A 25,533-nucleotide genomic window follows, 5' to 3' on the forward strand; every position below is an offset into this window, starting at 1 on the left:
ATACCCTGCCGGCGCCTACAGGCGCCGGGCCTTAGCGCGGTGCTTTAAGTTAAGCTCGCACCAACTCGAGGAGTTTGTCCACGATCTCATCCGCAGGTACCTCCAGCGTTTCTTGGCCGCGGATACGCAGCTCGATGATGCCGTCCTTGAAGGCGCGGCCCACGATGGCCACAAACGGCATGCCGAGTAGCTCTGCATCTTTGAACTTCACGCCCGGGGAGACCTTGGGGCGGTCATCGAAAAGCACCTCAAGGCCTGCCTGGGACAGCTCTTCTACCAGCTTATCGCCGGCCTCCATGGCCGCGGCATCTTTATTCGCCACCGCCACGTGCACTTGGTACGGCGCCACCGCGACCGGCCAATTCAGGCCCTTATCATCATGGCGCTGCTCTGCCAGCACGGCCAGCATGCGGGAGATGCCGATGCCATAAGAGCCCATCGTGGGGATGGCGCGCTTGCCGTTTTCATCGAGGATTTGCACGTCAAAGGCCTCGGTGTACTTGCGGCCCAACTGGAAGATATGACCCAGCTCGATGCCGCGCTGCAAGGCCAATGTGCCCTGGTTATCCGGTGCGGGATCGCCCTCTTTCACCTCTGCTGCTTCCACAAACTCATCGACGTGGAAATCGCGGCCGGCCACGCAGCCCACGACGTAGCAGTTTTGCGCATCCGCGCCAGTGATCCAGGAAGAGCCCTTGACCACGCGGGGATCGGCAAAGACCTTCACGCCATTGGAGTTCAGCGCGCGCGGGCCCACAAAGCCCTGCTCCAAGAAATCGTATTGCGCAAAAATCTTATCGCTGGCCAGGGTGAATTCCGCAGGCTCTAAGGCTGCCTCAAGGCGCTTGGGATCCAATTCGCGATCGCCCGGAATCAGCACGGCCGCTAATTCCTTCTTCTCTTCAGCGTCCTCAAGCGCCGGGTGGGTTACCTCCACCATGACGCATTTAAGGATATCGGCGGCCCGGACCTCATGGCCGTCGACGGCGATGTCCTCGGTCTTCGCCCAGTGCACAAGCGCTTCAATGGTGGCGGCATCCGGGGTACGGTACTCCTTCGCCGCGGGCTGGCCCGCAATATCTTTTTCTGGGGGCGCTTGGGTCACGACCGCCTCTACATTGGCCGCATAATCGCCCTCGGTGGAGCGCACGAAGAGGTCTTCGCCCACCTCAGAAAGCGCCAAGAACTCCTCGGAGGCGGACCCGCCCATCGCGCCAGAGGTGGCCTTACAAATGGCGTAATCGATTTCTAAGCGGTCAAAAACATTCTGATACGCCTTGCGGTGGCGGGCGTAGGAGGAATCGAGCCCCTCATCGTTCATATCGAAGGAGTAGGAATCCTTCATCACGAACTCGCGCCCGCGCAGCACCCCGGCGCGGGGGCGTTCCTCATCGCGGTACTTCGTCTGAATCTGATACAAGGTGACCGGGAAATCCTTGTACGAGGAGTACATGTCCTTGACGGCGTTGGCGAACATTTCCTCGTGTGTTGGCCCGAGCAGCAAGTCGGCATTCTTGCGGTCCTGCAGGCGGAATAGGTTGGGGCCGTATTCCACCCACCGGTTGGTCTTTTCATAGGGCTCGCGCGGCAGCAGGGCCGGGAAAAGCATTTCTTGCCCGCCAATGGCATCCATTTCTTGGCGTACTACGTCTTCGATCTTGCGCAGGGCGCGCAGACCCAACGGCAGCCAGGTGTAGATGCCCGGCGCGACGCGGCGCACGTAACCGGCACGCACCAGCAGCTTGTGGCTGGGGACCTCGGCATCGGCTGGGTCCTCGCGAAGGGTGCGGAGAAATAGTTCAGAAAGGCGGGTAATCATGGTCAAAATATACATCGCTACCCTAGCTATATGCTCATTGTCCTCCCTCCTTCAGAAACCAAGGCCCATGGCGGCACCGGAAAGCCGCTTGATTTTGCCAACCTATCTTTTCCAGAACTTACCGATACGCGGCGCGAAATCGCCGCTGAGCTGCAGTCTCTTCCCATTGATGAGGCGATGGTGGCGCTGAAGCTCTCGGAGAAGCTGCGCGGTGAGGCCGAATCCAATAGTCAGCTTTTTACCACCCCCACCATGCCAGCGGTGGAGCGCTATACTGGCGTGCTTTTTGATGCACTTTCGGCGTCCACCCTTCCCTCGTGGAGCCGCCTTGCTATTGGCGATGCCCTCTTCGGCCTCCTGCGCGCGGACGACCCCATCCCCCATTACCGCTTATCGGGCGGTTCCAAGCTGGGAGGTCGCACCATGAAGTCTTTTTGGGGCAAGCAGATAACGCAGGCGCTAGAAAACATCGACGAGCTGGTTGTGGATCTCCGCTCGGGCACCTACCAGCAATTGGGCCGGCTGCCTTCGGCGGTGACGGTGCGGGTAGAAAGCGTGCAACCAGATGGCTCGCGCAAGGTGGTCAGCCACTTTAACAAGCACTACAAGGGCCTGCTGGCCCGGGAGCTGGCGCTCTCGCCTGCCGATGCCTTCAGCGCCGCCGATGTCGCCGCTATCGCCCGCGCGGCCGGCATGACGGTGGAGGAACCACCGCACGGCTCACGGGAACTTACCCTCGTCGTATCCCCGTAACGCGCGAGCGCCTGCGGGAAGCCTAGACCACGGCGCGGCGGCGCTGGACGGCTGCGGCCCCGCCGAGGACCGCTACCACCATGGCCAAGACAATGACGCCGGATGCCCATTGCGGGGCCATAAGGCCGAAGGTGTCTTGGCCTTGGAAGAAGGTGCGCAGGTTGGCATCGGGCAAAATCTGCAGGATGTATTTGGCCCAGCCCATATCCATTGAAGTCAGCACGCTTTCGATGACGAAGTACTCAATAATGAGCAGCATGGCTGCAAAGGTGCCGCTGCGCAGGATATATGCCAGGCCTGTAGCCAGCAGGGTATAGACGATGTATTCCACGAAGGTGAAAAGGAACACCGCATTATCCGGGTAGTGCACGAAGCTGGAGAAGTCATACGAGCTGCCGAGCGCAGCGTTAAATAACATTCCGAGTATGCCCGCCAGGGCCGCCGCGGCGACGTTGGCCACGGTGATGACGAGTATTTGGCTCGAGAGCACCTGTAAACGCCGGTTGGTAGATAGGTAGCTCCAGGCGACGGTGCCTTTTTGTAGGTCGCCGCCGACGAGCGTGGCCGAGGAAAAGATCATGATGACCACGGCGAAGATGGCGCCGATGGCTAGGTCGGAGGATTGGAGGGCGCTGTCGTCAGTGCGGATAGCTCCCATCAGCACGTTCGCGGTGGTTAGGCCAACGGTGATGATAGCGAGGTAGACCCACGTTGAGCGCAGGGAAAATATCTTGCGGGATCCAGAAACGATGGTGTTCATGGCTCGTACTCTGCCTTTCGATAACGGATAACAGGGGGTTATGCGGAGCGGTAATCCAGGTGGTCTGCGGTAGCACCGAGGAAGGCGTCTTCCAAGGAGGGGTGCTTCACCTCAAGGCTGCTGATACGGATGCGGTGGTCAAAGCACAATTGGCCGACCTCGTCGCGGTCTAGGCCGGTAATGCGCAGAACCTCCCCATCAAAGGAGGTCTCTGCCTGCGAATCGTGCAGCAGGCGGGCCAGTTCTTCTGGTTGATCCACCACGACCTCCACGGTGGAGGCACCAGAGGCATTGACAAATTCTTCTACCGTTCCTTCACCAACGAGCTTGCCCTTGCCGATGACCACCAAGCGGTCCGCCGTGAGCTGCATTTCTGAGAGCAGGTGGGACGACACCAGCACGGCGCATCCCCCGGCGGCGAATTCGCGGATACGGTCGCGCATCCAGTGCACGCCCTCAGGGTCAAGGCCGTTGACGGGTTCATCGAGAAGCAAGTGCTTCGGTTGTCCCATCATGGCGCAGGCGAGGCCCAGGCGCTGCTTCATGCCAAGCGAATAGCCCCCGATGCGCTTTTTCGCCACTTTGCCGAGCCCGACGCGCTCCAGGGTGTCATCAACGTGGTCCATCGATACTCCCTGGAGTGCTGCCATATAGCCCAAGTGCGCGCGGGCGCTGCGGCCGGGGTGGAACCAATTGGCATCAAGCAAGGTGCCCACCGTGGAGGCGGGATCGGGTAGTTCGCGGAATGGGGTGCCGTCGAATGTGGCGGTGCCGGAGGTGGGATTTTCTAGACCGACGCACATGCGCATCGTGGTGGATTTGCCGGAACCATTGGGCCCTAAGAACCCGGTGACTTGGCCATCGGGAACCTCGAAGGAAAGGTTGTCTACTGCTGTAAAGGAACCGTACTTCTTGGAAAGCTGTGTGACTGTGAGCATGGTTTTATCGTGTCGCTTTCCCAGCGCGAAGTAACCATCCTCGAGGCGGATTTAGCCGTTCATCCCTGGGGATGAGAAAGCAGTTCTTCTACGGTGACCACCCCATGGGTATAGGCATACAGCACGGCCTGGACGCGGTCGCGGGACCCAGTCTTGGTCAGCACGTGGCGCACGTGGGTCTTGACCGTTGCCATAGAGACAAACTCCTCTTCGGATATTTCGGTATTCGAATACCCCAGCGCCATGAGCCTTAAAATATCCATCTCGCGCGGGGTAAGTTCCGCGGACGGCGGGGCCGTAGCGGTGGTGGCGCCTGGCTGTGCAGCCGCGGCGGTGTGCGAAGCCGAGTGCGCCTTCCTACTGTCCCCACCCTCCTCGCTGCGGACTTGTTGGAGCACCTGGGCGGTAATGCGCGGCGAGAGCACGGCCTCACCCGAGTGCACGGTGCGAATGGCTGAGAGCAGCTCCTCAGGCTCGACGTCTTTGAGCAAAAATCCGGATGCCCCGGCAGAGATTGCACCGTGGACAAAGTTGTGATCATCAAAGGTGGTCAACATGATGACCTTGGTATCCGGGAATTCAGGGAGCACTTCCTCCGTGGCCGCAATGCCGTTAACCCGCGCCATTTGCACGTCCATGAGGATGATATCGACGGGCTCTTGCCGGGCTAGGTCCAGTACCTCATCGCCATCGGAGGCCTGCCAGACCACGCTCATATCCTCCTGCGAGCCGATCAGCATGGCGAACCCGGCGCGCAGGAGCGGTTGGTCATCGACAAGCGCAATGCGAATGGGCTCAGATTCCTGTTCCGGATTAGACATGCGGTACCTCCACGATGATTGCAAACGTTCCATCCTCGGCCTTGGTGGACACACTGCCACCATAGGCCTTCACGCGCTCTTTCATCCCGATGAGCCCATAGCCTGGGCTGTGGTCCTCGTCCGGCTGCGCCATGGGGTTGTGCCCCTCGATAACAAGCGCCGACCTATCGCTGCGAAAGCGCAGGGTTCCCCTATTTTGGCTGGAGTATTTGAGCATATTGGTCAGCATCTCCTGCACGATGCGGTAGATGGTGAATTGATAGAGCTCATCGCTATCGGCGGGTAGCTTTTCCATGCCGTAGACGGTGATATCGAAGCCGGCGCGCCGGGCTTCCGAAAACAGACCTGCGATGTCTGAGGTGCCTGGGGCCTTGGTTTCCCCGCGCGCGTCTTCTTCGCGCAAGACGGAAAGCAGGCTGCGCATCTGTTTTAAGGATTCGCGGGAAGTAGAGGCGATGGTATCGAGTGCCTCCGTTGCTACCTTGGGGTCTTTGGCGGCGGCGAACCGGGCGCCATCGGCAAGCGCGATGACGCCGGCGAGATTGTGGGCGACGATGTCATGCATCTCGCGGGCGATGCGATTGCGCTCCACGGCGCCGGCCATCTCCGCGCGCTCGATGAGCAGCTGTTGGCCCTCCCGGCGCTTCCGGTTATTGGTGCCGAGCAGGTAGAAAAAGCCGAGGACCGGCCAGCCGAGCAGGACCGTGCCAGCATAGACAAGCAGCGGGCTCATGGTCGCATCGCCCAAGCCGATATCGCTGCCCGCGAAGACCTTTTCCCCAAATAGGCTTGCGGTGGTTCCCGCCAGCGAGCCCAGGGCAATCCAGGCAAGCCAGATATAGCGCAAGCGCTTGCGCGAGTGCGTGCCGATGAGAAAAGCCGTGTAGGCGAAAATCGGGGCGTGGAAGTTCTCCAGGGAGGCCAAGGGCGTGAAAATGCACAGCGTCATGGTGCCGGCGATGAAGAAAATGGACTTTTCTTGCAGCTTGGGATGCAGCCACAGCGCCAGCGGAATGCCGACGGTGTACAAGACCGCGACGATGGCCTGGAAGGGTGAATCGGTGTGCAAAAAGTTCGCGGCATTGGGCAAGAGCACGCCGAAGAACACGGGGATGATGATTCGCCACGGCGGGCCAATCCAATCGCGCAGACGATCCGGCCAAAGCTTAGACATAAGGGCAAGGCTAGCGCAGAAGCCAGCCTGCCGTCCTCATCCTCAGGGCTGACTAGACTGGCTGGCATGCAATTCCAGTTCTTTGAAGTCGATGTCTTTGCCACCTCGGCGTTTTCCGGTAACCCGCTCGCGGTCGTGGCCCATGCCGATGGGCTCTCGAGACAGCAGATGCAGGCCATCGCGCACTGGACCAACTTTTCTGAAACCACGTTCTTGCTCCAGCCCACCGATCCCGCGGCGGACTATCGCGTGCGCATTTTTACCCCGCACGAGGAATTCGACTTCGCCGGCCACCCCACTTTGGGCAGCGCCGCCGTCTGGCGGGCGCTCGGCAATGAACCGCAGAAGGAGGGCACCATAGTGCAGGAATGCGGGGTGGGGTTGGTCTCCGTGCGCGAGAACGCAGGTATTTATTCTTTTGCCACCCCTCCGCTGCGCGCGGGCGGGCCATTAAGCAGTGCCGAACTGGCAGAGGCCTGCGCGGGATTGAATATCGCAGAAGAAGATGTCATCGATTCCGCTTGGGTGGACAATGGGCCTGGTTGGCGGCTTATACAGCTGCGCGATGCCGCGGCCGTGCGCGCGGTTCAGCCCGCCGCCACTCGCCCCAAGGTGGGCGTGGTGGGCATGCTGGATACCACCGCGGGTAGGGATTCCGCTGCCTATGAAGTGCGCGCATTTACCGCAGAATTCGAGGATCCTGTCACCGGTTCCTTCAACGGCGGTGCCGCGCAATTCATGCGCTCGCGAGGCCTCGTCCCCGCCCGCTACACCGCCTGCCAGGGCAGCCAACTGGGAAGAGACGGCGAGGTCTTTATTCACGATGACGGCACCGATATTTGGGTCGGCGGCCGCGTCCACATCCGCGTGCAAGGACAATTGGAGGTCTAAAATGCACCTACACCACGACTATGCAAAGCACCTGCCGGACTTAGTGTCGGCAACGCACGGCGAAGAGCAGCCGGATCCACAGCTCGTGGTCCTCAATGAGGAGCTAGCAGTGCAGCTGGGCCTGGATACTGACTGGCTGCGCTCCGCAGAGGGCCTGGATTTCCTCTTGGGCCGCGACGGCGGGCATGCCATGGCCTATTCCGGCTTCCAATTCGGTTCCTTCAACCCACAGATGGGCGATGGCCGGGCCATGCTCTTGGGCGAGGTGGAAAAAGACGGAAAACTGTGGGATCTCCACGCCAAGGGCACGGGGCTTACCCCCTATTCCCGCCTGGGTGCTGATGGCCGCGGCACCCTTTCATCCATGCTGCGCGAATACTTGGTTTCTGAGGCCATGCATGCCCTCGGCGTGCCCACCACGCGCTCCCTCGCCGTGATTTCCACCGGCCGGCCCATCCAGCGCGGCCACGTGCAGCCGGCGGGTGTCCTGGTCCGCGTGGCGGCCAGCCACATCCGGGTCGGTACTTTTCACTATGCCGCGCAGTCCGGGCACCTCCAGGCTCTCGCGGACTACGCCATCGCGCGCCACTATCCTGGGGCAGACTACCGGGAGTTCTTCCAGGGCGTTATGGACCGCCAGATAGCCACCGTGTCTTCATGGATGCGCTTGGGCTTTATCCACGGGGTGATGAATACGGATAACACCACCATCTCCGGCGAAACCATTGATTATGGCCCGTGCGCCTTTATGGAGTCATACTCTCCCGATACGGTATTTTCCAGCATTGACCAGCAGGGACGCTATGCCTTTGGCAATCAACCAGCCATCCTGGGCTGGAACCTCGCCCGGCTCACGGAATCGCTCGTGCCGCTTTTCGATGCCGATATCAATGCCGGGGTCGACTTCGCGCAAGAGACCATCAATGGGTTCCAGGAGAAATTCGCCACCCAGCGCCGCAGCGATATAGCCGCGGCCCTCGATACCACCACCGAGGTCGCCTCGGCCTACCTTACTGCGATGCAGCTATCCCGGCCGGATATCACGTTGGCGCACCGCGCGCTTGCCGATGCCGCCCGCGGCCACACCCTTCCTGCCCAAGAGCTCTTCCCAGATTCAGACTTCCTAGATAGCTACCTAGCCACTCACCCCGCCCCGGCTGCCGTGGATGCTGCCATGCCCCGGGTCATTCCCCGCAACATGGCCGTCGAAGCCGCGCTGCGCGCCGCCGAGGCCGGCGATATTAAGCCCTTTACTGAGCTGCTCCACGCCGTGACCCACCCGTGGCAGCCGCATCCGTCCTACGAACAGCCCGATCCGAATGGGCTTGCAGGTTTTCTCACCTACTGCGGTACCTAAATTGCTTGCGACCCCGAATTCAGGGATTGCGCAGCACAAAGCCCTCCACACAGTAGGTTCTGCACGGAGGGCTTGCAGCCGAGGACTTAGCCCCAAGCCGAAGGCGTTTTAGCGCTCCAGCTTCAGCGTCTTCTGGGTGTATTCCCACATCTCGTTGTAGAAGTCCTCATCATTGGCCAGCTTCATGCCGTAGGACGGGACCATCTCGCGAATCTTATCGCTCCAGTCAATCATGCGCTCGCCAAAGCAACGCTCCAGTAGCTCCAGCATGACGGCTGGGGCAATGGAAGCACCCGGGGAGGCACCGAGCAGGCCGGCAATATTGCCTTCCTGGTTATTGACCAGTGCGGTACCAAACTCGAGGGAGCCAAAGCGCGGTGCACCAGCAGGCTTGATGACCTGTACGCGCTGGCCGGCAATCACGGTCTCCCAGTCGCTTTCCTTCGCATTTGGTACGTATTCGCGGAGGGAATCAACGCGGTCGGAGAAGTCCTTGCGCACCTCATCAATGAGGTACTTGGTCAGGCCGAATTCCTGTACCGCAACGCCCAGGTAGGAGGTGATATTATCCGGGCGGATGGACTTGAAAAGATCCAGGTAGGAACCCTTCTTCAAGAACTTCGGGCTCCAGCCGCCGTACGGGCCAAACAGCAGGCCTTTCTCGCCGTCGATAACGCGGGTATCCAGGTGCGGCACGGACATCGGAGGAGCACCGACTGCTGCCTTACCGTAAACCTTGGCCTGGTGCTGCTCAATGAGCTCCGGGTTCTTGGCGCGCAGCCACAGACCGGAAATGGGGAATCCGGCGTAGCCAGCTACTTCCTTCACCTTTGCCTTGCGGAGCAGATCCAGGGCGTAGCCGCCGGCACCGACGAAGACGAACTTCGCCTTCACCACGGTGATATCGCCGGTGTGCTTATTTTTGGAATAGACCTTCCAGTCATTTCCGTCGCGGTCGATATCGAAGACCTCGTGGCCGTAGCGGATCTCCGTTCCAGATGCGCGCGCCGCGGTCAGGAACTGCTTGGCCAGGGCGCCGAAGTTCACGTCGGTGCCGACTTCGGTCCAAGAGATAGCGACCTTATTGGAAAAGTCGCGGCCGTCCGCCATGAGCGGCAGCTTCTCCGCAAAGGTGGATTCATCATCAGAGAACTGCATGCCGGGGAACATGTGCTTTTCGCTCAGTACCTCGTAGCGGCGCTTCAGGTAGTCCGCCTGGATTTCGCCTTGGGCGAAGGAGACGTGCGGGACTGGGTTGATGAACTCACTAGGTTCAGTCAGGATGCCGTTGTTGAGCTGGTGGGACCAGAACTGGCGCGACTTCTGGAACTTCTCGTTAGTTGCAATCGCCTTAGAGATATCGATGCGGCCGTTCTTTTCTGGCGTGTAGTTGAGCTCGCACAGGGCGGAGTGACCGGTACCGGCGTTATTCCACGGAGAGGAGGATTCCAGGGCGGGGCCATCAAGGCGCTCAAAGATCATCTGGGTCCAGCTCGGCTCCAACTCGCGGAGCATAGCGCCCAGGGTGGCGCTCATGATGCCGGCACCGACCAGTGCGACATCGACCTCATCTACAACTTGTGCTGTCTTCTTTGCTGAGGACACTGTGTTATAACCTCTTCGAATTGAAAATTTATATACATCGGCGCATTCTGCACCATATATTTTAAGCGCTTTGCGCCCCACACCGCGACTGTTGTGCACAGCCAACCTGCCGATGTGTCACGCATTAACGCCTTACCTTACGCTTTTCTTTCCTCGATTGGTTTTTCTCCCCCACCCTGGTCACCACAATATGGAGCGACCTGTTATACACTTCATATTTCGCCGAAATAATGGCAGGTCACGCAGCTACCGTAGCGACGACCAACTGTTGACTAGACTCGTGTCATGGATACAGCAACTCCGTCATGGGGGCCCGATATCCTCGGCCCCGATTTTCAATCAGCCACCCTCAACCTCGGCCCCGATCCTGATGGCGAGGGCGACGTTGTCACCACCCTCGTCCGCTATGCACCAGGCTCGGCTGCAGGCTCCACGGATTCGGGCCCCGCCGATTCTTCTTCACCTTCTGCCACTTCCCGCCCGGCCTTGGTATGGCTGCACGGGATGACTGACTACTTCTTCCACACGCACGTCGCACAGCACTTCGCGGCACAAGGCTATGACTTTTACGCGGTCGATCTCCGCAAATGCGGCCGCTCGCACCGCCCGGGCCAAGCCTGGCACTACGTTTCGGACTTGTCCTTATATAACGTGGATCTTTCCGCAGCCCTCGATGCCATTACAAACGACGAAGTAATCGTTATCGCCCACTCCACCGGTGGCCTGATTGCGCCGCTGTGGATGGACTTTCTACGCCGCCATGACGCGGAGCGCTTCTCCCGCCTGAAAGGCCTCATCCTCAATAGCCCCTGGCTGGACATGATGGGCGTTCCCGGCTGGGCCGTATCAGCGCTGAAGCCGGCGATATATTCCACCGCCAAGATCGCACCCAAGACCCCCTTGCCCGGGGGCAACCTCACCGCCTATGGCGAATCGGTGCACAGTGACTTCTACGGCGAGTGGGACTACAACCTCAGCCTGAAACCATTAGCCGGGCATAAGAAATATATAGGCTGGCTGGCCGCCGTCTTCCACGGTTTCGACGTCATTCACAGCGGCCGCATTAATGCCGGGGTCCCCGTATTGACGCTGCAATCTACCCGCTCGCTATTGGGAACGCCCTACTGCGATGCGGTCAATCATGCCGATTGCATCATCGATGTCGCACAGACCCGACGGTGGGCAAAAGAGCTCAATGCGCACTACACGCTGCGTTCCATCGAAGGTGCGCGCCACGATGTCTTTTTATCCCTCTCCGGCCCCCTAGCGGAGGCGTTCGCAGCGTGCGATGCCTGGCTTCCCACCATCGTGGAAGCGCCCACACCAGCATAAATACCCGAATTGGACACATGGATTAAGGTATTGATATGACCACAATTGATACAGCAAATACTCCGGCCGCTGAGGAACACTACGACCTCATCATCATCGGCACCGGTTCCGGCAACTCCATTGCCAACCGCGATTTTCACGATAAGAAAATTGCCATTATTGAAAAGGGCCGCTTCGGTGGCACCTGCCTGAATGTTGGCTGCATCCCCACCAAGATGTACGTCTACGCAGCCGATGTCGCCCTCGCCGCCCGCGAAGGCGAGCGCCTTGGCATTGATGCCCAGGTCAACGACGTGGAGTGGAACTCCATTGTGGAGCGCGTCTTCCACAACCGCATTGACCAGATCGCCCAAAGCGGCGAGGACTACCGTCGCGGCGACAAGACCCCGAATATCACCGTCTACGACGAGCACGCTCGCTTCGTCGGCCCTAAGAGCATCCAGACCGGCGACCACGTCATCAGCGCCGATCAGATCGTTGTTGCTACTGGCTCCCGCCCGGTAATCCCTGAGGTCTACGCCAATTCCGGTGTGAAGTACTACACCAACGAAGACATCATGCGGATGGATCGCCAACCAGAAAGCCTGATCATCGTCGGCGGCGGCTATATCGCTATGGAATTTGCCCACGTCTTCGATGGCCTCGGCACCAAGGTCACCGTGGTCAACCGCAGCGAGACCCTGCTGCGCCACCTCGATTCCGATATCTCCTCGCGCTTCAACGAAATTGCCCGCGAGCGTTTCGATGTGCGAATTGCTAACGGCACCAAGCTGGAAGAAACCGACAAGGGCGTAAAGCTGGAGCTCGATAATGGCGAGAGCCTCGAAGCAGACGCAATCCTGGTAGCCACCGGCCGCAAGCCGAATGGCGATCTCATGGATGTGGACAAGGCCGGCATCAAGCTGCTGGACAATGGCCGCATTTCCACCGATGCGCATGGCCTTACCGATGCAGAAGGCGTCTGGGCGCTTGGCGATGTCTCTTCGCCCTACATGCTCAAGCACGTCGCCAATGCCGAAGCCCGCACCATCCAGCACAACCTGCTCCACCCGGAGGATCTGCAGGAGCTTCCGCACGACAACGTTCCTGCCGCCATCTTCACCCACCCGCAGATTGCATCTGTGGGCTTGAAGGAAGAAGAAGCGCGGGAGCAGGGCTTCGATATCACCGTGAAGATTCAAAACTTCGGCGACGTGGCCTACGGCTGGGCCATGGAAGATACCACCGGTATTTGCAAGCTGATTGCGGACCGCAAGACGGGCCAGCTCTTGGGCGCCCACCTAATGGGCCCGCAGGCCTCCACCCTGATCCAGCAGCTGATTACCGTAATGGCCTACGAGATCGACCTGCGCGACTTTGCCCGCAAGCAGTACTGGATCCACCCAGCCCTGCCAGAGGTCGTAGAAAACGCCCTCTTGGGCCTCGAGTGGGACTAAGGCACCGTAGCTAAGGCTCCATAGCAAAAGCCGCCTCCCTGGCCACGCGCTAAGATTCATGCGCGGCGGTTAAGGAGGCGGCTTTCGCCGTGTCTAGGCCTTGAAGAAAGGCCCTAGCGATTAATCCTCATCTGGGATGGTCAGGATTTCATTGCCATCATCGGTGATGACCAAGGTGTGCTCGAACTGAGCGGTGAACTTGCCATCACGGTTTTGCACGGTCCAGTCATCGTCCCAAATATCGTAATCCAGCGAACCAAGATTGATCATCGGCTCCACCGTCAAGGTCATGCCTGGTTCCAGGATATCGCGGTACGTGGTGGAATCGTGGTGCAAGACCACCAGCCCATTGTGGAAGGTGGGTCCTACACCGTGGCCGGTGAAATCGCGCACGACGTTGTAACCAAAACGCTTGGCATAAGACTCGATGACGCGGCCGATAACGTTGATCTCGCGGCCAGGCTTTGCGGCCTTAATGCCGCGCATCGTGGCTTCTTTGGTGCGCTCTACTAAAAGGCGGTGCTCCTCTGATACGTCACCTGCCAAGAAGGTGGCGTTATTATCGCCGTGCACGCCGTTTTTATAAGCGGTGACATCGATATTGACGATGTCGCCTTCTTCAATCACGGTGGTATCCGGAATGCCGTGGCAGACAATTTCATTCAGCGAAACACAGCTGCCCTTGGGAAATCCCCGGTATCCCAAGGTAGATGGGTACGCACCGTGGTCACACATATACTCGTGCGCCACGCGGTCGACCTCATCCGTCGTCACGCCAGGCTTTACGGCCTTGCCGGCTTCCTTCAGCGCGTTGGCCGCGATCTTGCAGGCCTCCCGCATCTTCTCAATCACTTCGGGGGACTGCACAAAAGGCTCACCGATGGCCTCTTGTACCTCGTCTTTCCACACATATTCCGGGCGTTCGATATCTTCTGGCACCGGCCGGATGGGGGTTGGTTTACCTGGCTTCAATTTTCCACGAGTACTCATAATTGCCCATGGTAGTCCTCATACCGGCTCACGCAGTATCGGGGTGGCCAGTCAGTGTCCGCTGCTTACTCGACCTTGGGGGCCGGGCCATCATTGGGGCGCGAGCGGTAATCATCCAGCTTCCGCAGGAAGTTATCGGTAATAGCTACCGAGGATTCGGAGCCGCCGCCCAATACGATGAGCGTGGCAAAGGCGATATCGTCTTCTTCCCGGTAGCCGGTAAACCACGCGTGCGAGCCTTCATTGATCTCGGCCTCACCGGTCTTGCCGTAAATCGTTCCGCCCGCCTGCATCCCGCGGGCGGTACCGCTGGTGACCACCTGGCGCATCATGCCGCGCACGTTATTCAGCACGTGGTCTGGGATCGGCGCCGACTTATTCGAGGCCTTGGTCTTGCGGCCCTCAATAAGGGTGGGCGTTGGAGTCTTTCCCGCCGCCACAGAGGCCGAAACCATAGCCATGCCGAACGGGCTGGCAAGGTCGTAGCCCTGGCCGTAGCCGGCCTCGGTGCGCTCCAAAACTTCCTTGCCCTCAGGAATCGAGCCGGTCGTGGTGGTCAGCCCAGGGATTTCATAATCCACCCCGAAGCCAAACTTTTTGCCGGTTTCCTTCAATTCACCGGGTGCCAGCTTGGTGGAAATATCGGCGAAGGTGGTGTTGCACGATTGGGCGAAGGCCTGGCTTAGCGGCACATTGCCGAGCGAAAACGCGTTGTAGTTGGTCACCACGCGGCCATAAATATCCATCGTGCCAGGGCACGGAACGATGGTATCCGTGGTCAGGTTTTGTTTTTCTACACCCGCAGCGGCGGTAAGGATCTTAAAAACCGAGCCGGGTGGGTATTGGCCTTGCAAGGCGACGTCGCCGTCCTCGTCCGCCTTTTCGGTCTGCGCTACGGCCAGGATATCACCGTTGGAAGGCCGGATGGCAACCAGCATGGCCTGGGCGTCCGAGCGCTGATTCACCGCTTCTTGGGCCGCGCGTTGGACGTCATAATCCAAGCCAACCTTGATGGAGGGGGCGGCCTCGGGCGCATGCTTTTCGACATCGGAAAGCGCCGCACCATTCTCATTGACGACGGCGATGGACCAGCCGGTCTCGCCGTCGAGCTCGTCATTGACGGCCGAGCGCACGCGCGATAAGAGATCGGGCGCAAGACCACGGTCCCGGGTCACCAGCGCGGGCTCTTCATTAATACGGACGCCGTCCATCCCCTCCAGCTTGGCGCGGATGACGGACTCCTGCTCTTCTGTATAAAGCCCCACCGAATAGGCAGACTCTGCCTTCTCCAACTTTTCGGCGAGCCCCTTGGCGTCTACCTCCGCGATCGAGTCGTCCTCGCGGTGCGCCGCAGCCAGGGCGCTGCTGACCTTGGAGGCCGTGGGGCGGACATCGGAAAGCGAGCTCGTATCCACGATGACGCGGTAATTCAGCCCGGGGCTCATCAGCTCCACCCCGTTGGAGGAAACGACGCTGGCGCGCGTGGCTTCCAAGGCGCGCAGCTCCAAATGCTGGTGCGCGCCCAGGTCCGGGTGAATAATGCTGGGCTTCCACCGCACCGTCCACTCGTCTTCGGCCTTGGTCAAGGTCATCTGCGTGGTATAGCTCAAGCTGCGATCCTTGGGCAAATCCCAGGTGACCTTATAATCCGCCGTGGCCACGGTTTCGTCCTGTTTTACCCCCTCGAGCTCAATATCGAGGCCCTCTGCCTGCAAGCCCGAGTACGTAGCATCGAGGGCCTGCGTGGCGTCATCGGGGGAATCCGTAAGCTCCGCCAAGCCCTCGTTATTTCGGCTCTCCATGCCTTCAATGAACTCTTCTGCCACCGGCTCGGCGGAGACGGGCTTTGGGGTGCAAGCAACCACACTAGTTGCGCTAAGCGAGACCGTAGCAACCAGTGCGAATAACTTCTTCATGCCTTGGCACATTAGCAGCGCACGCAGCAAAAAGGACTGCCCCACACCGAGGTGCAGGGCAGTCTATTAATAATTTGCGTAGAGGCGCGCAGCTTACTGCGTCACGCGGACATCGGCCTTAGCGCCGTCCACGGCTTCGAGGCCTTCCTCATCCGCAATGCGCATTGCCTCTTCAATGAGGGTTTCCACGATCTTGTCCTCCGGCACGGTGCGCACCACTTCGCCCTTGACGAAGATCTGGCCCTTGCCGTTACCGGATGCCACGCCCAAGTCTGCGTCGCGGGCCTCGCCCGGCCCGTTGACGACGCAGCCCATGACGGCAACGCGGATGGGAAATTCCATGCCCTCGAGGCCTGCGGTAACTTCTTCCGCCAGCTTGTACACGTCCACCTGCGCGCGGCCACACGACGGGCAGGAGACGATTTCCAGCTTGCGCGGGCGCAAGTTGAAGGACTGCAGAATCTGGTCTCCCACCTTGACCTCTTCTTCCGGCGGGGCGGAGAGCGAAACGCGAATCGTATCGCCGATGCCTTCTGCCAAAAGGGCGCCAAAGGCGACGGAGGACTTAATGGTGCCCATGAACTTCGGGCCGGCTTCCGTCACGCCCAAGTGCAGCGGGTAATCAGTCTGCGCGGCCAGCTGGCGGTAGGCCTCCACCATCAGCACGGGGTCAGAGTGCTTGACGGAAATGGCGATATCGCCAAAGCCGTGCTCCTCAAACAGGCTAGCTTCCCACATAGCGGACTCAACGAGTGCCTCTGGGGTGGCCTTGCCGTACTTTTCCAGCAAGCGCTTATCCAGCGAACCGCCGTTAACGCCGATGCGGATGGGGATCCCCGCATCACCCGCGGCCTTGGCTACTTCCTTAACGCGCCCATCGAACTCACGGATATTGCCTGGGTTGACGCGAATCGCCGCGCATCCAGCATCGATGGCTTGAAAGATGTACTTGGGCTGGAAGTGGATATCCGCGATGACCGGGATCGGGGACTTCTTGGCGATGGTCGGCAGAGCCTCCGCATCCACCGGCTTAGGGCAGGCCACGCGCACGATATCGCAGCCAGAGGCAGTAAGCTGTGCGATTTGCTGCAGGGTGCCGTTGATGTCATGGGTCTTGGTATTGGTCATCGACTGCACCGAAATTGGGTAGTCAGAACCAACGCCCACCGGGCCTACGTGCAATTGCCGCGTCTTCCGGCGCGGGTGCAATACTGGCGGAGGCCCGTCAGGAATTCCTAGACCGATAGGACTAGACATGAATGCTCCTTATTTCTAGCTCGTGGCTCGTTGCTAAACGTTATTGCACAATAAGTGTTGAACGTCCCCACTCTAGCACTAGATGGTTAAGCGCTAAAGTTCCCGCTCGCGCTGCAAATGTGCACTATACGTTGAGCTCTCCACCCACTCCCCGCGGCGGGCACGGGAAGGGCAAACCTAGCCAAATAGCCTGATCGGGTTAACCACATCCGCGATGATGATAACGACGCCAAGCCCCATGAGCAGGGCCGCCATCACATAGGTGATGGGCATTAGCCTGGTGTAATCTGCAGGACCCAGCGGCTGCTTGCCCATCAGCTTGCGGATGCCATCGCGGATCTTCTCATACAAGATGACCGCGATATGGCCGCCGTCAAAGGGCGGCAGCGGAATGAGGTTAAACAGGGCGAGGAAGAAGTTCAGCGTCGCCAGCATCATGAAGAACGATGCCCACAGGGAGCGCTCCACGAGTTCGCCACCAACCCGCGATGCACCGACGACAGACATCGGCCCATTGACATCCCGCTCGTGGCCAAAGATGGAGGCCACCACTCCCGGTACCTTAGCGGGGAATTGTTTGATTCCTTCCACCGTGGCCTCGAGCGAATACGTGGTGAAATGCCACGTTGCAGGCAACGCTTCCGTTGCTGAATGCTTCTCGACGATGTCGAGGACCTCATTGCTCAGCCCGATCGAACCGGCATCGACCAATTCGCCCTGTTGATTCAGGCGCTTGACCGTTTCTAGTTCGATGGAGAAGTCTTTTTCCTCACCGCCGCGCTCTACGGTAAGCGTCACGGTCTCGCCAGGGCGCTGCATGACCTCATCGCGCAATTGCGTAAAGGAATCTAGGTGCTCGCCATCGAGCGCGAGAATGATATCGCCCTCCTGGACACCGGCCTTACCAGCGGGCCCGTTCCCGGTGCACGATTCCAGCTCCTGGTTTTCTTTTTGGTCAGCGGTGCAGGTTACCTCCCCCACCCGCGGGCGCACATCGGCATCTGGGTTGGGAAGTCCCGCAGTCATCGCCACAAAATACAAGATGACAAAGCCGAGGATCAGGTTGACGCCAATACCGCCTACAAGGACGATGATGCGCTGCCACCATGGCTTTTTATACATTGCATAGGGCTTTTCTTCCTCCGTAAGGAATTCATCCTGCGCGGTCATCCCGGCGATATCGCAAAACCCACCCACCGGGAAGGCGGCAAGGCCGTATTCGGTATGCCCTTTGCGGAAGGAGAAAACACGCGGGCCAAAGCCAATGAAATACCGGCGCACCCGCATGCCAAAGGCGCGGGCAGTAAACATATGCCCCGCCTCATGGAGTGCCACGGTCAGCCCGATGCCAAGGGCGAAAAACACTATGCCCAGCAAATTTGCCATTAAAGAAAGCTTTCTAGTCAGCTAAACGGTCAATGCGCGCATTCGCGCGCCTGCGAGCCTCGCCTTCTACGGCGAGGATTTCATCGAGGGTAGAGACTACACCAGCAAACTGGGAAGACTCCCCGAGGATCTCGCCTACAACATCAACAATCTCTGGGAAGTGGATGCGACCAGACAAGAAGGCCGCCGCGGCCTCTTCATTGGCAGCGTTATAAATCACGCCAGTGCCCTGCGCCGCGGCCTCGCGGGCGAGGGATACGGCGGGAAAAGAGACATCATCAAGCGGCTCAAAATTCCACGTATGCGCTTGGGAAAAATCAAGTGCCGGCTGCGCGCCTGGCACACGCTGGGGCCAATTCAGCGCCAGGGAGATGGGCAGCTTCATCGACGGCGGCGAGGCCTGGGCGATGGTGCAGCCATCTTTAAAGGTGGCCATCGAGTGAATGACCGACTGCGGGTGAACCGTGACATCGATGCGCTCTGGCTCAATATCAAAAAGCAGCGTCGCCTCAATGAGCTCGAGCCCCTTATTGATCAAGGTGGCGGAATTCAGCGTATTCATCTGCCCCATGGACCACGTGGGGTGCTGCGCGGCTTGCTGCGGGGTAACGTCCCACATCTGCTCACGCGTTTGGCCGCGGAAGGGACCGCCCGAGGCCGTGAGAACGAGCTTGGCCAGCTCGCCCTCTTCGCCCGCGCGCAGGCATTGCGCCATCGCAGAGTGCTCCGAATCCACGGGGATGATCTGGCCTGTCCGCGCGGATTTCGTGACCAGCGTGCCGCCAGCAACCAAGGACTCCTTATTCGCTAGCGCAAGGTACTCGCCCATGTCCAGCGTGGCTAAAGTGGCCTTAAGCCCGAGGGATCCCACTAGGGCATTGAGCACGGTATCGGCGGGAACCGAGCGCACCAGCTCTTCTGCAGCACCATCACCAGAAAGTACCGTGCCGCCTAAAGCCGCAGAAACCTCCGCAGCCGCGGCAGGCTGGGCAACGGCAATGTGGTCAAACGAAAGGTGGAAGCTTCGGGCCTGCTCAATGATCTGCTGCGGGTTAGAGCCGCCCGCGGCAATGCCCACGACCTCGAATTTATCGGGGTTATCCGCAATTACTTCTAATGCTTGCGTGCCAATAGAGCCGGTGGAGCCAAGGATAAGGATTCGCTGAGTAGTCACCCCTCTACCCTAGCGGTCATTTACCGCGCCCTGCTATGGGGTGGAACCGGTCAAGCAGGCGGGGGTGTTTAATCGCCTTTACAGCCACGATGTTTTAAAATAGGTGTCAGTCAAATGGCATTGGTGTGCCCCCTCGATTAATGGACACACGCGATAGCGAAGGAGAGCAAGTGTCTTCCCACAAGCCGGTACCGCAGGTTTATGACGGTGTTTCTACCGAAGATGTTCCATCCGCAGGCTTCGGTTGGTCCCGCATCAGCCGCTCTGGTGTGCAAATCGCGGGTTGGATCTCCGTGATCTTCATGATTGGTTTCAACTTTGGTAACCACAAGGGCCACGTGGAGACCGTCTGGCTCGTCGCCCTGACCGTCCTGTTGGTTGTGGGCCTGCTCATCTTCACCTTCGAGCCGAAGCTCAACCAGGTGCGCACCATCACCTCTAATAACAAGCCGGCCGACCACCTGGAGCGCGACTGGATTTATGACCAGAAGACCGTTTCTGGCGCCTACACCGAGTTGACCGACTCCCAGCTGCGCGCGTTGAATATCGAGCCTTCCCGCGTAGCCCACCTGCGCGTTGACTCCGCGTCCGACGCTGCCGAGGTAAGCTCCGGCAAGCACGCGCTGTAATCCTAGCTACGGAAAACCGCCGAGCCTCCTTATTGCGAGGGGCTCGGCGGTTTCGTGGTTTTACTGGGTGCATAACTGTACTGCGTTTGGCTGGGCCGCGTGTGTAAACGCGGCATGCACCAACGAGAAAACCACCTAAGCACTTATTCAAAAATGCTTAGGTGGCTGTGCGGCAGCGGACTCTTAGGCCGACATGTCTTCTCGTTCATCGGCGGCAAGCTGGCCACAGGCTGCCGCGATTTCATCGCCCTTGGTATCGCGCACGGTGCACGGCACTCCCTGTGCCTGGACGCGGCGCACGAATTCATTAAGCCGCGCCTTGGGGGCTGCATCCCATTCCGAGCCCGGCGTCGGGTTGAGCGGGATCACGTTGACGTGCACCTTGGAGCCGAGCTTCTGGTGCAACTTGCGGCCCAGCATATCGGCACGGAAATCTTGGTCATTCTTATCCCGAATAAGGGCGTACTCGATAGACACGCGGCGGGCGGATTTATCGGCGTAGTATCGTGCTGCGTCGAGGACCTCATCGACGGACCAGCGGTTATTTACCGGAACCAGGCTATCGCGCAGCTCATCATCCGGGGTGTGCAGCGAAACCGCAAGTGTGCAGGCAAGGTCTTCGTCCGCGAGCTTGCGGATGGCAGGTGCCAAGCCCACGGTGGATACGGTCACATTGCGCTGTGAGAGCCCAAAGCCCGTTCCATCCTGACCGGTAATCTGGCGCACCGCCTGGACCACGCGCTTGTAGTTTGCCAGCGGCTCGCCCATGCCCATGAAGACCACATTGGACAAGCGTCCGCCTTCGGCCGCCATCGCCGCGGCTGCGTGGCGGAACTGCTCGACGATTTCGCCGGTAGAAAGGTTGCGGTCTAGTCCGCCCTGGCCGGTAGCACAGAACGGGCAGGCCATTCCGCAGCCGGCCTGGGAAGAAATGCACAAGGTAGCGCGGCCGGGATAGCGCATCAGTACGGACTCCAATAAGGTGCCGTCGTGCAAGCGCCACAAGGACTTGGTGGTTTCCCCATCGTCGGTAGAAGTCGTACGAATAGGCTTCATAAGCTCAGGGAAGAAGGCCTCCTTGACCTCCTCGCGCTTGCCGGCGGGGATATCTGTCATCTCTTCGACGTCGTCGGTGAGATGCTCGTAGTAGTGCTTGGCAATTTGCTTAGCACGGAATTTAGGTAGGCCAATTTCTGCGAGCTTATCGATGCGCTCGCTTTCAGAGAGATCCGCAAAGTGCTTGGGCGGCAGACCGCGCCGCGGCGCGGAGAAGTTAAGTTTTACTGGTTGAGCCATAATAACGCCCATCTTTCCACGGTTTACCGGTACTTTTCCAATTGGGAAGGCCTCAATTTATAGCCAAGTGGCATTTTGGAAGGGTTTACAGAAATAATGGACATATGACCACTCCGAAATACCCCGAAGATGACTTTTCCGCTTCCGATGATGAGGCCACCGCGGCAAGCGATAATGCCGCTTTGGCCGAAACCGGAAGCAAGGAAGTCTCCACCGATGCCGGCGCCGGCACCACCGAGCCCGCTGCCGCACCACAAAAAGCCCAAGGCTCGTTCGCCGCTAGCACCTGGGCAGCGCTCATTGTCGGTTTCCTCTTGCTGATCGTGTTGATCATCTTCATCATGCAAAACCAGCAAGAAGTGCCGATGAACTTCCTGGGCTGGTCGGGGCAGTTCCCAGCGGGCATTGCCTACCTGATGTTTACCATCGGCGGCGCGCTCATCATGGCGCTAGTAGGTGTGTGGCGCATGCTTGAATTGCGCCGCCAATTGCGCAAGCAGGCCGAAGGCTAAAAGAGCTCTACTGCCGCCCTCCTCCTTGCCCTCGAGATATTTCGGTGGCGCAGCAGGGAGCGGGCGGTTTATGCGCAGCATCCTTATACGTGGTGGCTGCAACCCGGTTTAGACCGCGAAGTTTGCCATGAGGCTCATGGCCACCCAGGTAACCATGGCAGAGGGAAGCATGCCATCAAGGCGATCCATCAAACCACCGTGCCCGGGGAGGATGTGGGACATATCTTTAATGCCCAGCTCTCGCTTAAATTGCGATTCCACCAAGTCACCCAATGAGGCGCAAATAACAAGGCCGAGCCCCATCAAGGCGCCGATCCACGCCGAATGGTGCAAGAGGAAATGGACGGACACCGCACCAACGATGACGCCGAAGCCAATGGAGCCGCAAAAGCCCTCCCAGGATTTCTTCGGGCTCACGGCCGGTGCCATGGGGTGGGAGCCAAACATCACGCCGACGTTATAGCCGCCCGTATCGGAGGCGACCACGCACAGCATGAAGACCACGATGGAAGCGGCGCCGCTGGCCACCGGGGTAGAAATCAACGACAGCATCGCTGCAAAAGTCGCGAAAAGCGGAATCCACGTGAGCACGAAAATGCCGACGGACATGTCCCGCAGGTAATTGATGGGAGGGCGATGCCGCCCGTTATGGAAAAGCCTGCCGAACATCAAAATGAGTACGGCGGTGACGTAGACGGCCACGAGGCCGGGCGCGCCAAGCGGCCAGGAAATCCACACCATGGCCTGGCCCAAGATGATTAACAGCGTGCGCGGGATATAGTATGAATTCTCCCGCAAGCGGGTAAGAACTTCCCACATGGCCCCGCCGACTGCGACGGCAACCACCGCATACCAGGCCAAGGGGCCAGCCCACACGGCGAGGACAACGAGGGCGCCGAGCCCCACGCCTACTCCAATAGCCGCCGGCAAGTCACGGCCTGGGCCATTTTTCGGCTGCGGCAATCGGCGGTTCAAGGCGTCACTCACCGTGACCGGCTCCTTTCACTTGACGTTGTATGCGCGTCGCGGGGCTTATCTATTTCCTATACAAAAATACTACGTACAGAAAAGCGCCGCCGGCCGAGGTGGGCGCGGCGGCAGTGGAAAAGACCTAGACCTCCATCAATTCGGATTCCTTGTTTTCCACCAGCTTGTCAACCTGCTCGACATAGCCAGCGGTAATCTTTTCCATTTCCTTTTCTGCGGCAAGGACCTCATCCTCGCCTTCTTCGCCATCCTTTTGAAGCTTCTTCAGCTGTTCCATGGCCTTGCGGCGGATATTGCGGATGGCAATCTTGCCGTCTTCGCCCTTACTCTTGGCCAGCTTGACCATTTCCTTACGGCGTTCCTCGGTCAACTGCGGAACGGTCACGCGCAAAACGTGGCCATCGTTGGTGGGGTTAACACCCAAATCCGAGTTGCGGATGGAGTTTTCAATCTCTTGGATCATGGACTGCTCGTAGGGCTTGATGAGCAACATGCGCGGCTCTGGCACGGAGATGGTAGCCATCTGAGTAATCGGGGTCGGCGCACCGTAGTATTCCGCGATGAGTCCGTTGAACATCGCCGGGTTCGCGCGGCCGGTGCGAATGGTCACCAGCTGCTCGCGGGTGTGCTCGACGGAAGCGGTCATGTGTTCTTCGGCTTCGAGCTGAATGTCATCGATCATGAGGCTGAATCATCCTTCAACGTTGAGGGGTAGCTGTATAAAAGGTAGCAGGTTCTGTGCCGTTTTAGAATTAGGACTGCACCAGCGTGCCGATAACCTGGCCGCTTGCGGCGCGTGCAATATTCCCCTCTTCCAAGAGGTTGAAGACCAAGATCGGCATGTCATTGTCCATGCACAGGCTAAAGGCGGTTGCATCGGCTACCTTGAGTCCCTTTTCAATAACCTCGCGCGGAGTGATTCGGGTGTAGAGCTCCGCATCGGGGTTCGTGCGTGGGTCGTCGGAGTACACGCCATCAACACCCTTGGCCAGGAAGAGGACATCGGCGCCGATTTCCAGGGCGCGCTGCGCGGCGGTGGTATCCGTGGAAAAGTACGGCATGCCCATGCCGGCACCGAAGATAACGACGCGGCCCTTCTCAAGGTGGCGGTCAGCGCGCAGTGGCAGGTACGGCTCGGCGATTTGCGCCATGTTGATAGAGGTTTGCACGCGGCAATCAACGCCCTTTTGCTTCAAGAAGTCCTGCAGGGCCAACGAGTTCATGACCGTACCCAGCATTCCCATGTAGTCAGAGCGGGCGCGGTCCATGCCGCGCTGTGAAAGCTCTGCACCGCGGAAAAAGTTGCCGCCGCCGATCACCACGGCGATTTCGATGCCCTGCTCGGCCACTTCAGCGATTTGGCGAGCAACGTTATCGACAACGTCTGGGTCGATGCCAACCTTGCCGCCGCCAAACATTTCGCCGCCGAGTTTCAGCATTACTCGTTTGTATCCGGTTCGCTTCTCGTCTGCAGAAGTCACGCCTTCATCGTCTCCTTTTGCGCGGGCTGATTTATTTCTTTTCCATCTTACCTACACTGTCCCCGCTTCCCCACACCGCACCGCAGCCCGGCAGCCGCCCCTTCCCCATCGCCTCTAGACAGCAGAAAAGCCCACCGAGAGGGTGTACCTCCCGTGGGCTTTAAAGGCTAAAAAGCGGCTGAGGCTTAAGCGCCAACCTCGTAGCGGACGAAGCCGGTGATGGTGGTGCCGGCCTCTTCTGCAACCTGCTTAACGGTCTTCTTGTTATCGGACAAGGAAGCCTGCTCCAGCAGAACAACGGACTTGTAGAAGCCGTTCAGGCGGCCTTCCACGATCTTTGGAAGAGCAGCCTCAGGCTTGCCCTCCTCGCGAGTGGTGGCCTCAGCGATGGAGCGCTCCTTCTCGACGATCTCTGCAGGAACGTCTTCGCGCTTCAGGTACTCAGCGTTCATAGCTGCAATCTGCAGAGCGGCAGCGTGTGCGCCTTCCTTGTTGCCTTCGTAGGAAACCAAGACACCGACTGCAGGAGGCAGGTCAGCGGAGCGCTGGTGCAGGTAGACAGCAACATTGTCGCCATCAACGGTGACTGCACGACGTGCCTGCAGCTTCTCACCGGTCTTTGCGGACTCCTGGTCAACGAACTCGGAGACCTTCTGGCCCTCGATCTCTACGTTGTTGAGTTCTTCCGGGGAGTTAGCCTTGGCTGCGGCTGCAGCTACAACAATCTTCTTGGCGAAGGACTGGAAGCCCTCGTTCTTTGCCACGAAGTCGGTCTCGCAATTGATCTCAACCATGGTGTTGCCGGATACGGCAACGAGGCCCTCGGTAGCCTCGCGGTCAGCGCGCTTGGACACGTTCTTCGCACCCTTGATGCGCAGGAATTCAACGGCCTTGTCGTAGTCGCCGCCGTTTTCTTCCAGGGCCTTCTTGCAATCGAGCATGCCGGAGCCAGTTGCTTCGCGCAGTGCCTTCACGTCTGCAGCAGTGTAGTTCGCCATAGTTAGGGCGATCCTCCTTGA

At 59.3% G+C, this 25,533-nt stretch carries 23 protein-coding genes; 7 read left to right on the top strand and 16 right to left on the bottom strand.

From position 1 onward, the window contains the following. Window positions 1-49: 49 nt before the first annotated feature. Window positions 50-1,819 carry a proline--tRNA ligase gene (locus tag CACC_RS07435; RefSeq protein ID WP_035108500.1) on the bottom strand — a complete coding sequence of 590 codons (1,770 nt, stop codon included), beginning with the start codon at window positions 1,817-1,819 and terminating at the stop codon, window positions 50-52. Between the two features lie 30 nt (window positions 1,820-1,849). Between CACC_RS07435 and yaaA the strand changes: the two genes are divergently transcribed. Further along, window positions 1,850-2,572: a peroxide stress protein YaaA gene (gene yaaA, locus CACC_RS07440; RefSeq protein WP_005278749.1), complete on the top strand. Its 723-nt coding sequence runs from the start codon at window positions 1,850-1,852 to the stop codon at window positions 2,570-2,572. A 22-nt stretch (window positions 2,573-2,594) separates the two neighbouring features. On the opposite strand, the gene CACC_RS07445 is transcribed toward yaaA, so the two are convergent. The 4 genes from CACC_RS07445 to CACC_RS07460 are packed head-to-tail and all read right to left on the bottom strand — an operon-like array spanning window position 2,595 to window position 6,265. Beyond that, entirely contained in the window at window positions 2,595-3,332 is a 738-nt protein-coding gene (locus tag CACC_RS07445; RefSeq protein ID WP_005278747.1) for an ABC transporter permease, read from the bottom strand. 38 nt (window positions 3,333-3,370) lie between these two features. Further along, window positions 3,371-4,270 (bottom strand): ABC transporter ATP-binding protein, encoded by a 900-nt coding sequence (locus CACC_RS07450; RefSeq protein ID WP_005278745.1) that lies wholly within the window; start codon window positions 4,268-4,270, stop codon window positions 3,371-3,373. A 59-nt stretch (window positions 4,271-4,329) separates the two neighbouring features. Then, window positions 4,330-5,091, bottom strand: coding sequence for a response regulator (locus tag CACC_RS07455; protein ID WP_005278742.1), 762 nt, complete (start codon window positions 5,089-5,091; stop codon window positions 4,330-4,332). After that, a complete protein-coding gene (locus tag CACC_RS07460) occupies window positions 5,084-6,265 on the bottom strand; it encodes a sensor histidine kinase (protein WP_005278739.1) in 1,182 nt (393 codons plus the stop codon). Before CACC_RS07460 ends, CACC_RS07455 begins: the two co-directional genes overlap by 8 nt. A 66-nt stretch (window positions 6,266-6,331) precedes the next feature. Between CACC_RS07460 and CACC_RS07465 the strand changes: the two genes are divergently transcribed. Both CACC_RS07465 and CACC_RS07470 read left to right on the top strand, forming a co-directional pair. Further along, window positions 6,332-7,156, top strand: coding sequence for a PhzF family phenazine biosynthesis protein (locus CACC_RS07465; RefSeq protein ID WP_005278737.1), 825 nt, complete (start codon window positions 6,332-6,334; stop codon window positions 7,154-7,156). Window position 7,157: 1 nt separating this feature from the next. After that, on the top strand, window positions 7,158-8,513 hold the full coding sequence (locus tag CACC_RS07470; protein ID WP_005278734.1) for a protein adenylyltransferase SelO: 1,356 nt from the start codon (window positions 7,158-7,160) through the stop codon (window positions 8,511-8,513). A gap of 108 nt (window positions 8,514-8,621) precedes the next feature. On the opposite strand, the gene mqo is transcribed toward CACC_RS07470, so the two are convergent. Beyond that, window positions 8,622-10,118 carry a malate dehydrogenase (quinone) gene (gene mqo, locus CACC_RS07475; RefSeq protein ID WP_005278731.1) on the bottom strand — a complete coding sequence of 499 codons (1,497 nt, stop codon included), beginning with the start codon at window positions 10,116-10,118 and terminating at the stop codon, window positions 8,622-8,624. 285 nt (window positions 10,119-10,403) lie between these two features. On the opposite strand from mqo, the gene CACC_RS07480 reads away from it, so the two are divergent. Both CACC_RS07480 and mtr read left to right on the top strand, forming a co-directional pair. Continuing rightward, complete coding sequence (locus CACC_RS07480) at window positions 10,404-11,450, top strand: alpha/beta hydrolase (RefSeq protein WP_005278729.1); 1,047 nt, start codon at window positions 10,404-10,406, stop codon at window positions 11,448-11,450. 35 nt (window positions 11,451-11,485) lie between these two features. Continuing rightward, entirely contained in the window at window positions 11,486-12,886 is a 1,401-nt protein-coding gene (gene mtr / locus CACC_RS07485; RefSeq protein WP_005278725.1) for a mycothione reductase, read from the top strand. 120 nt (window positions 12,887-13,006) lie between these two features. Here mtr and map read toward each other — a convergent pair whose 3' ends face one another. From map to dxr, 5 genes are all read right to left on the bottom strand, one after another. Next, on the bottom strand, window positions 13,007-13,876 hold the full coding sequence (gene map / locus CACC_RS07490; protein ID WP_005283598.1) for a type I methionyl aminopeptidase: 870 nt from the start codon (window positions 13,874-13,876) through the stop codon (window positions 13,007-13,009). A 65-nt stretch (window positions 13,877-13,941) separates the two neighbouring features. Further along, the gene (locus CACC_RS07495) at window positions 13,942-15,792 is read right to left on the bottom strand and encodes a penicillin-binding transpeptidase domain-containing protein (protein ID WP_035108499.1); all 1,851 of its coding nucleotides are present in this window, start codon (window positions 15,790-15,792) and stop codon (window positions 13,942-13,944) included. Between the two features lie 93 nt (window positions 15,793-15,885). Continuing rightward, on the bottom strand, window positions 15,886-17,049 hold the full coding sequence (gene ispG, locus CACC_RS07500) for a flavodoxin-dependent (E)-4-hydroxy-3-methylbut-2-enyl-diphosphate synthase (RefSeq protein ID WP_023017313.1): 1,164 nt from the start codon (window positions 17,047-17,049) through the stop codon (window positions 15,886-15,888). 177 nt (window positions 17,050-17,226) lie between these two features. Next, a complete protein-coding gene (locus CACC_RS07505) occupies window positions 17,227-18,435 on the bottom strand; it encodes a M50 family metallopeptidase (protein WP_005278712.1) in 1,209 nt (402 codons plus the stop codon). Window positions 18,436-18,448: 13 nt separating this feature from the next. Next, the gene (gene dxr, locus CACC_RS07510; protein WP_005278709.1) at window positions 18,449-19,609 is read right to left on the bottom strand and encodes a 1-deoxy-D-xylulose-5-phosphate reductoisomerase; all 1,161 of its coding nucleotides are present in this window, start codon (window positions 19,607-19,609) and stop codon (window positions 18,449-18,451) included. 140 nt (window positions 19,610-19,749) lie between these two features. Here dxr and CACC_RS07515 point away from each other — a divergent pair, with 140 nt between their 5' ends. Further along, entirely contained in the window at window positions 19,750-20,238 is a 489-nt protein-coding gene (locus CACC_RS07515) for a DUF2631 domain-containing protein (RefSeq protein WP_005278706.1), read from the top strand. Between the two features lie 183 nt (window positions 20,239-20,421). On the opposite strand, the gene rlmN is transcribed toward CACC_RS07515, so the two are convergent. Next, window positions 20,422-21,534: a dual-specificity RNA methyltransferase RlmN gene (rlmN, locus tag CACC_RS07520; protein ID WP_023017311.1), complete on the bottom strand. Its 1,113-nt coding sequence runs from the start codon at window positions 21,532-21,534 to the stop codon at window positions 20,422-20,424. Between the two features lie 104 nt (window positions 21,535-21,638). On the opposite strand from rlmN, the gene CACC_RS07525 reads away from it, so the two are divergent. After that, window positions 21,639-22,046 carry a LapA family protein gene (locus CACC_RS07525; protein WP_005278698.1) on the top strand — a complete coding sequence of 136 codons (408 nt, stop codon included), beginning with the start codon at window positions 21,639-21,641 and terminating at the stop codon, window positions 22,044-22,046. A gap of 108 nt (window positions 22,047-22,154) precedes the next feature. On the opposite strand, the gene CACC_RS07530 is transcribed toward CACC_RS07525, so the two are convergent. The 4 genes from CACC_RS07530 to tsf all read right to left on the bottom strand — a co-directional run bounded on the left by CACC_RS07530 (window position 22,155) and on the right by tsf (window position 25,512). Continuing rightward, window positions 22,155-23,033, bottom strand: coding sequence for a phosphatidate cytidylyltransferase (locus CACC_RS07530; RefSeq protein ID WP_249852937.1), 879 nt, complete (start codon window positions 23,031-23,033; stop codon window positions 22,155-22,157). A 124-nt stretch (window positions 23,034-23,157) separates the two neighbouring features. Next, a complete protein-coding gene (frr, locus tag CACC_RS07535; RefSeq protein ID WP_005278690.1) occupies window positions 23,158-23,715 on the bottom strand; it encodes a ribosome recycling factor in 558 nt (185 codons plus the stop codon). A gap of 70 nt (window positions 23,716-23,785) precedes the next feature. Continuing rightward, window positions 23,786-24,472 (bottom strand): UMP kinase, encoded by a 687-nt coding sequence (gene pyrH, locus CACC_RS07540; protein WP_005278688.1) that lies wholly within the window; start codon window positions 24,470-24,472, stop codon window positions 23,786-23,788. 227 nt (window positions 24,473-24,699) lie between these two features. Then, entirely contained in the window at window positions 24,700-25,512 is an 813-nt protein-coding gene (gene tsf, locus CACC_RS07545; RefSeq protein WP_005278686.1) for a translation elongation factor Ts, read from the bottom strand. Between the last annotated feature and the right edge of the window lie 21 nt (window positions 25,513-25,533).

This window comes from Corynebacterium accolens (genome assembly GCF_023520795.1).
GTDB lineage: Bacteria > Actinomycetota > Actinomycetes > Mycobacteriales > Mycobacteriaceae > Corynebacterium > Corynebacterium accolens.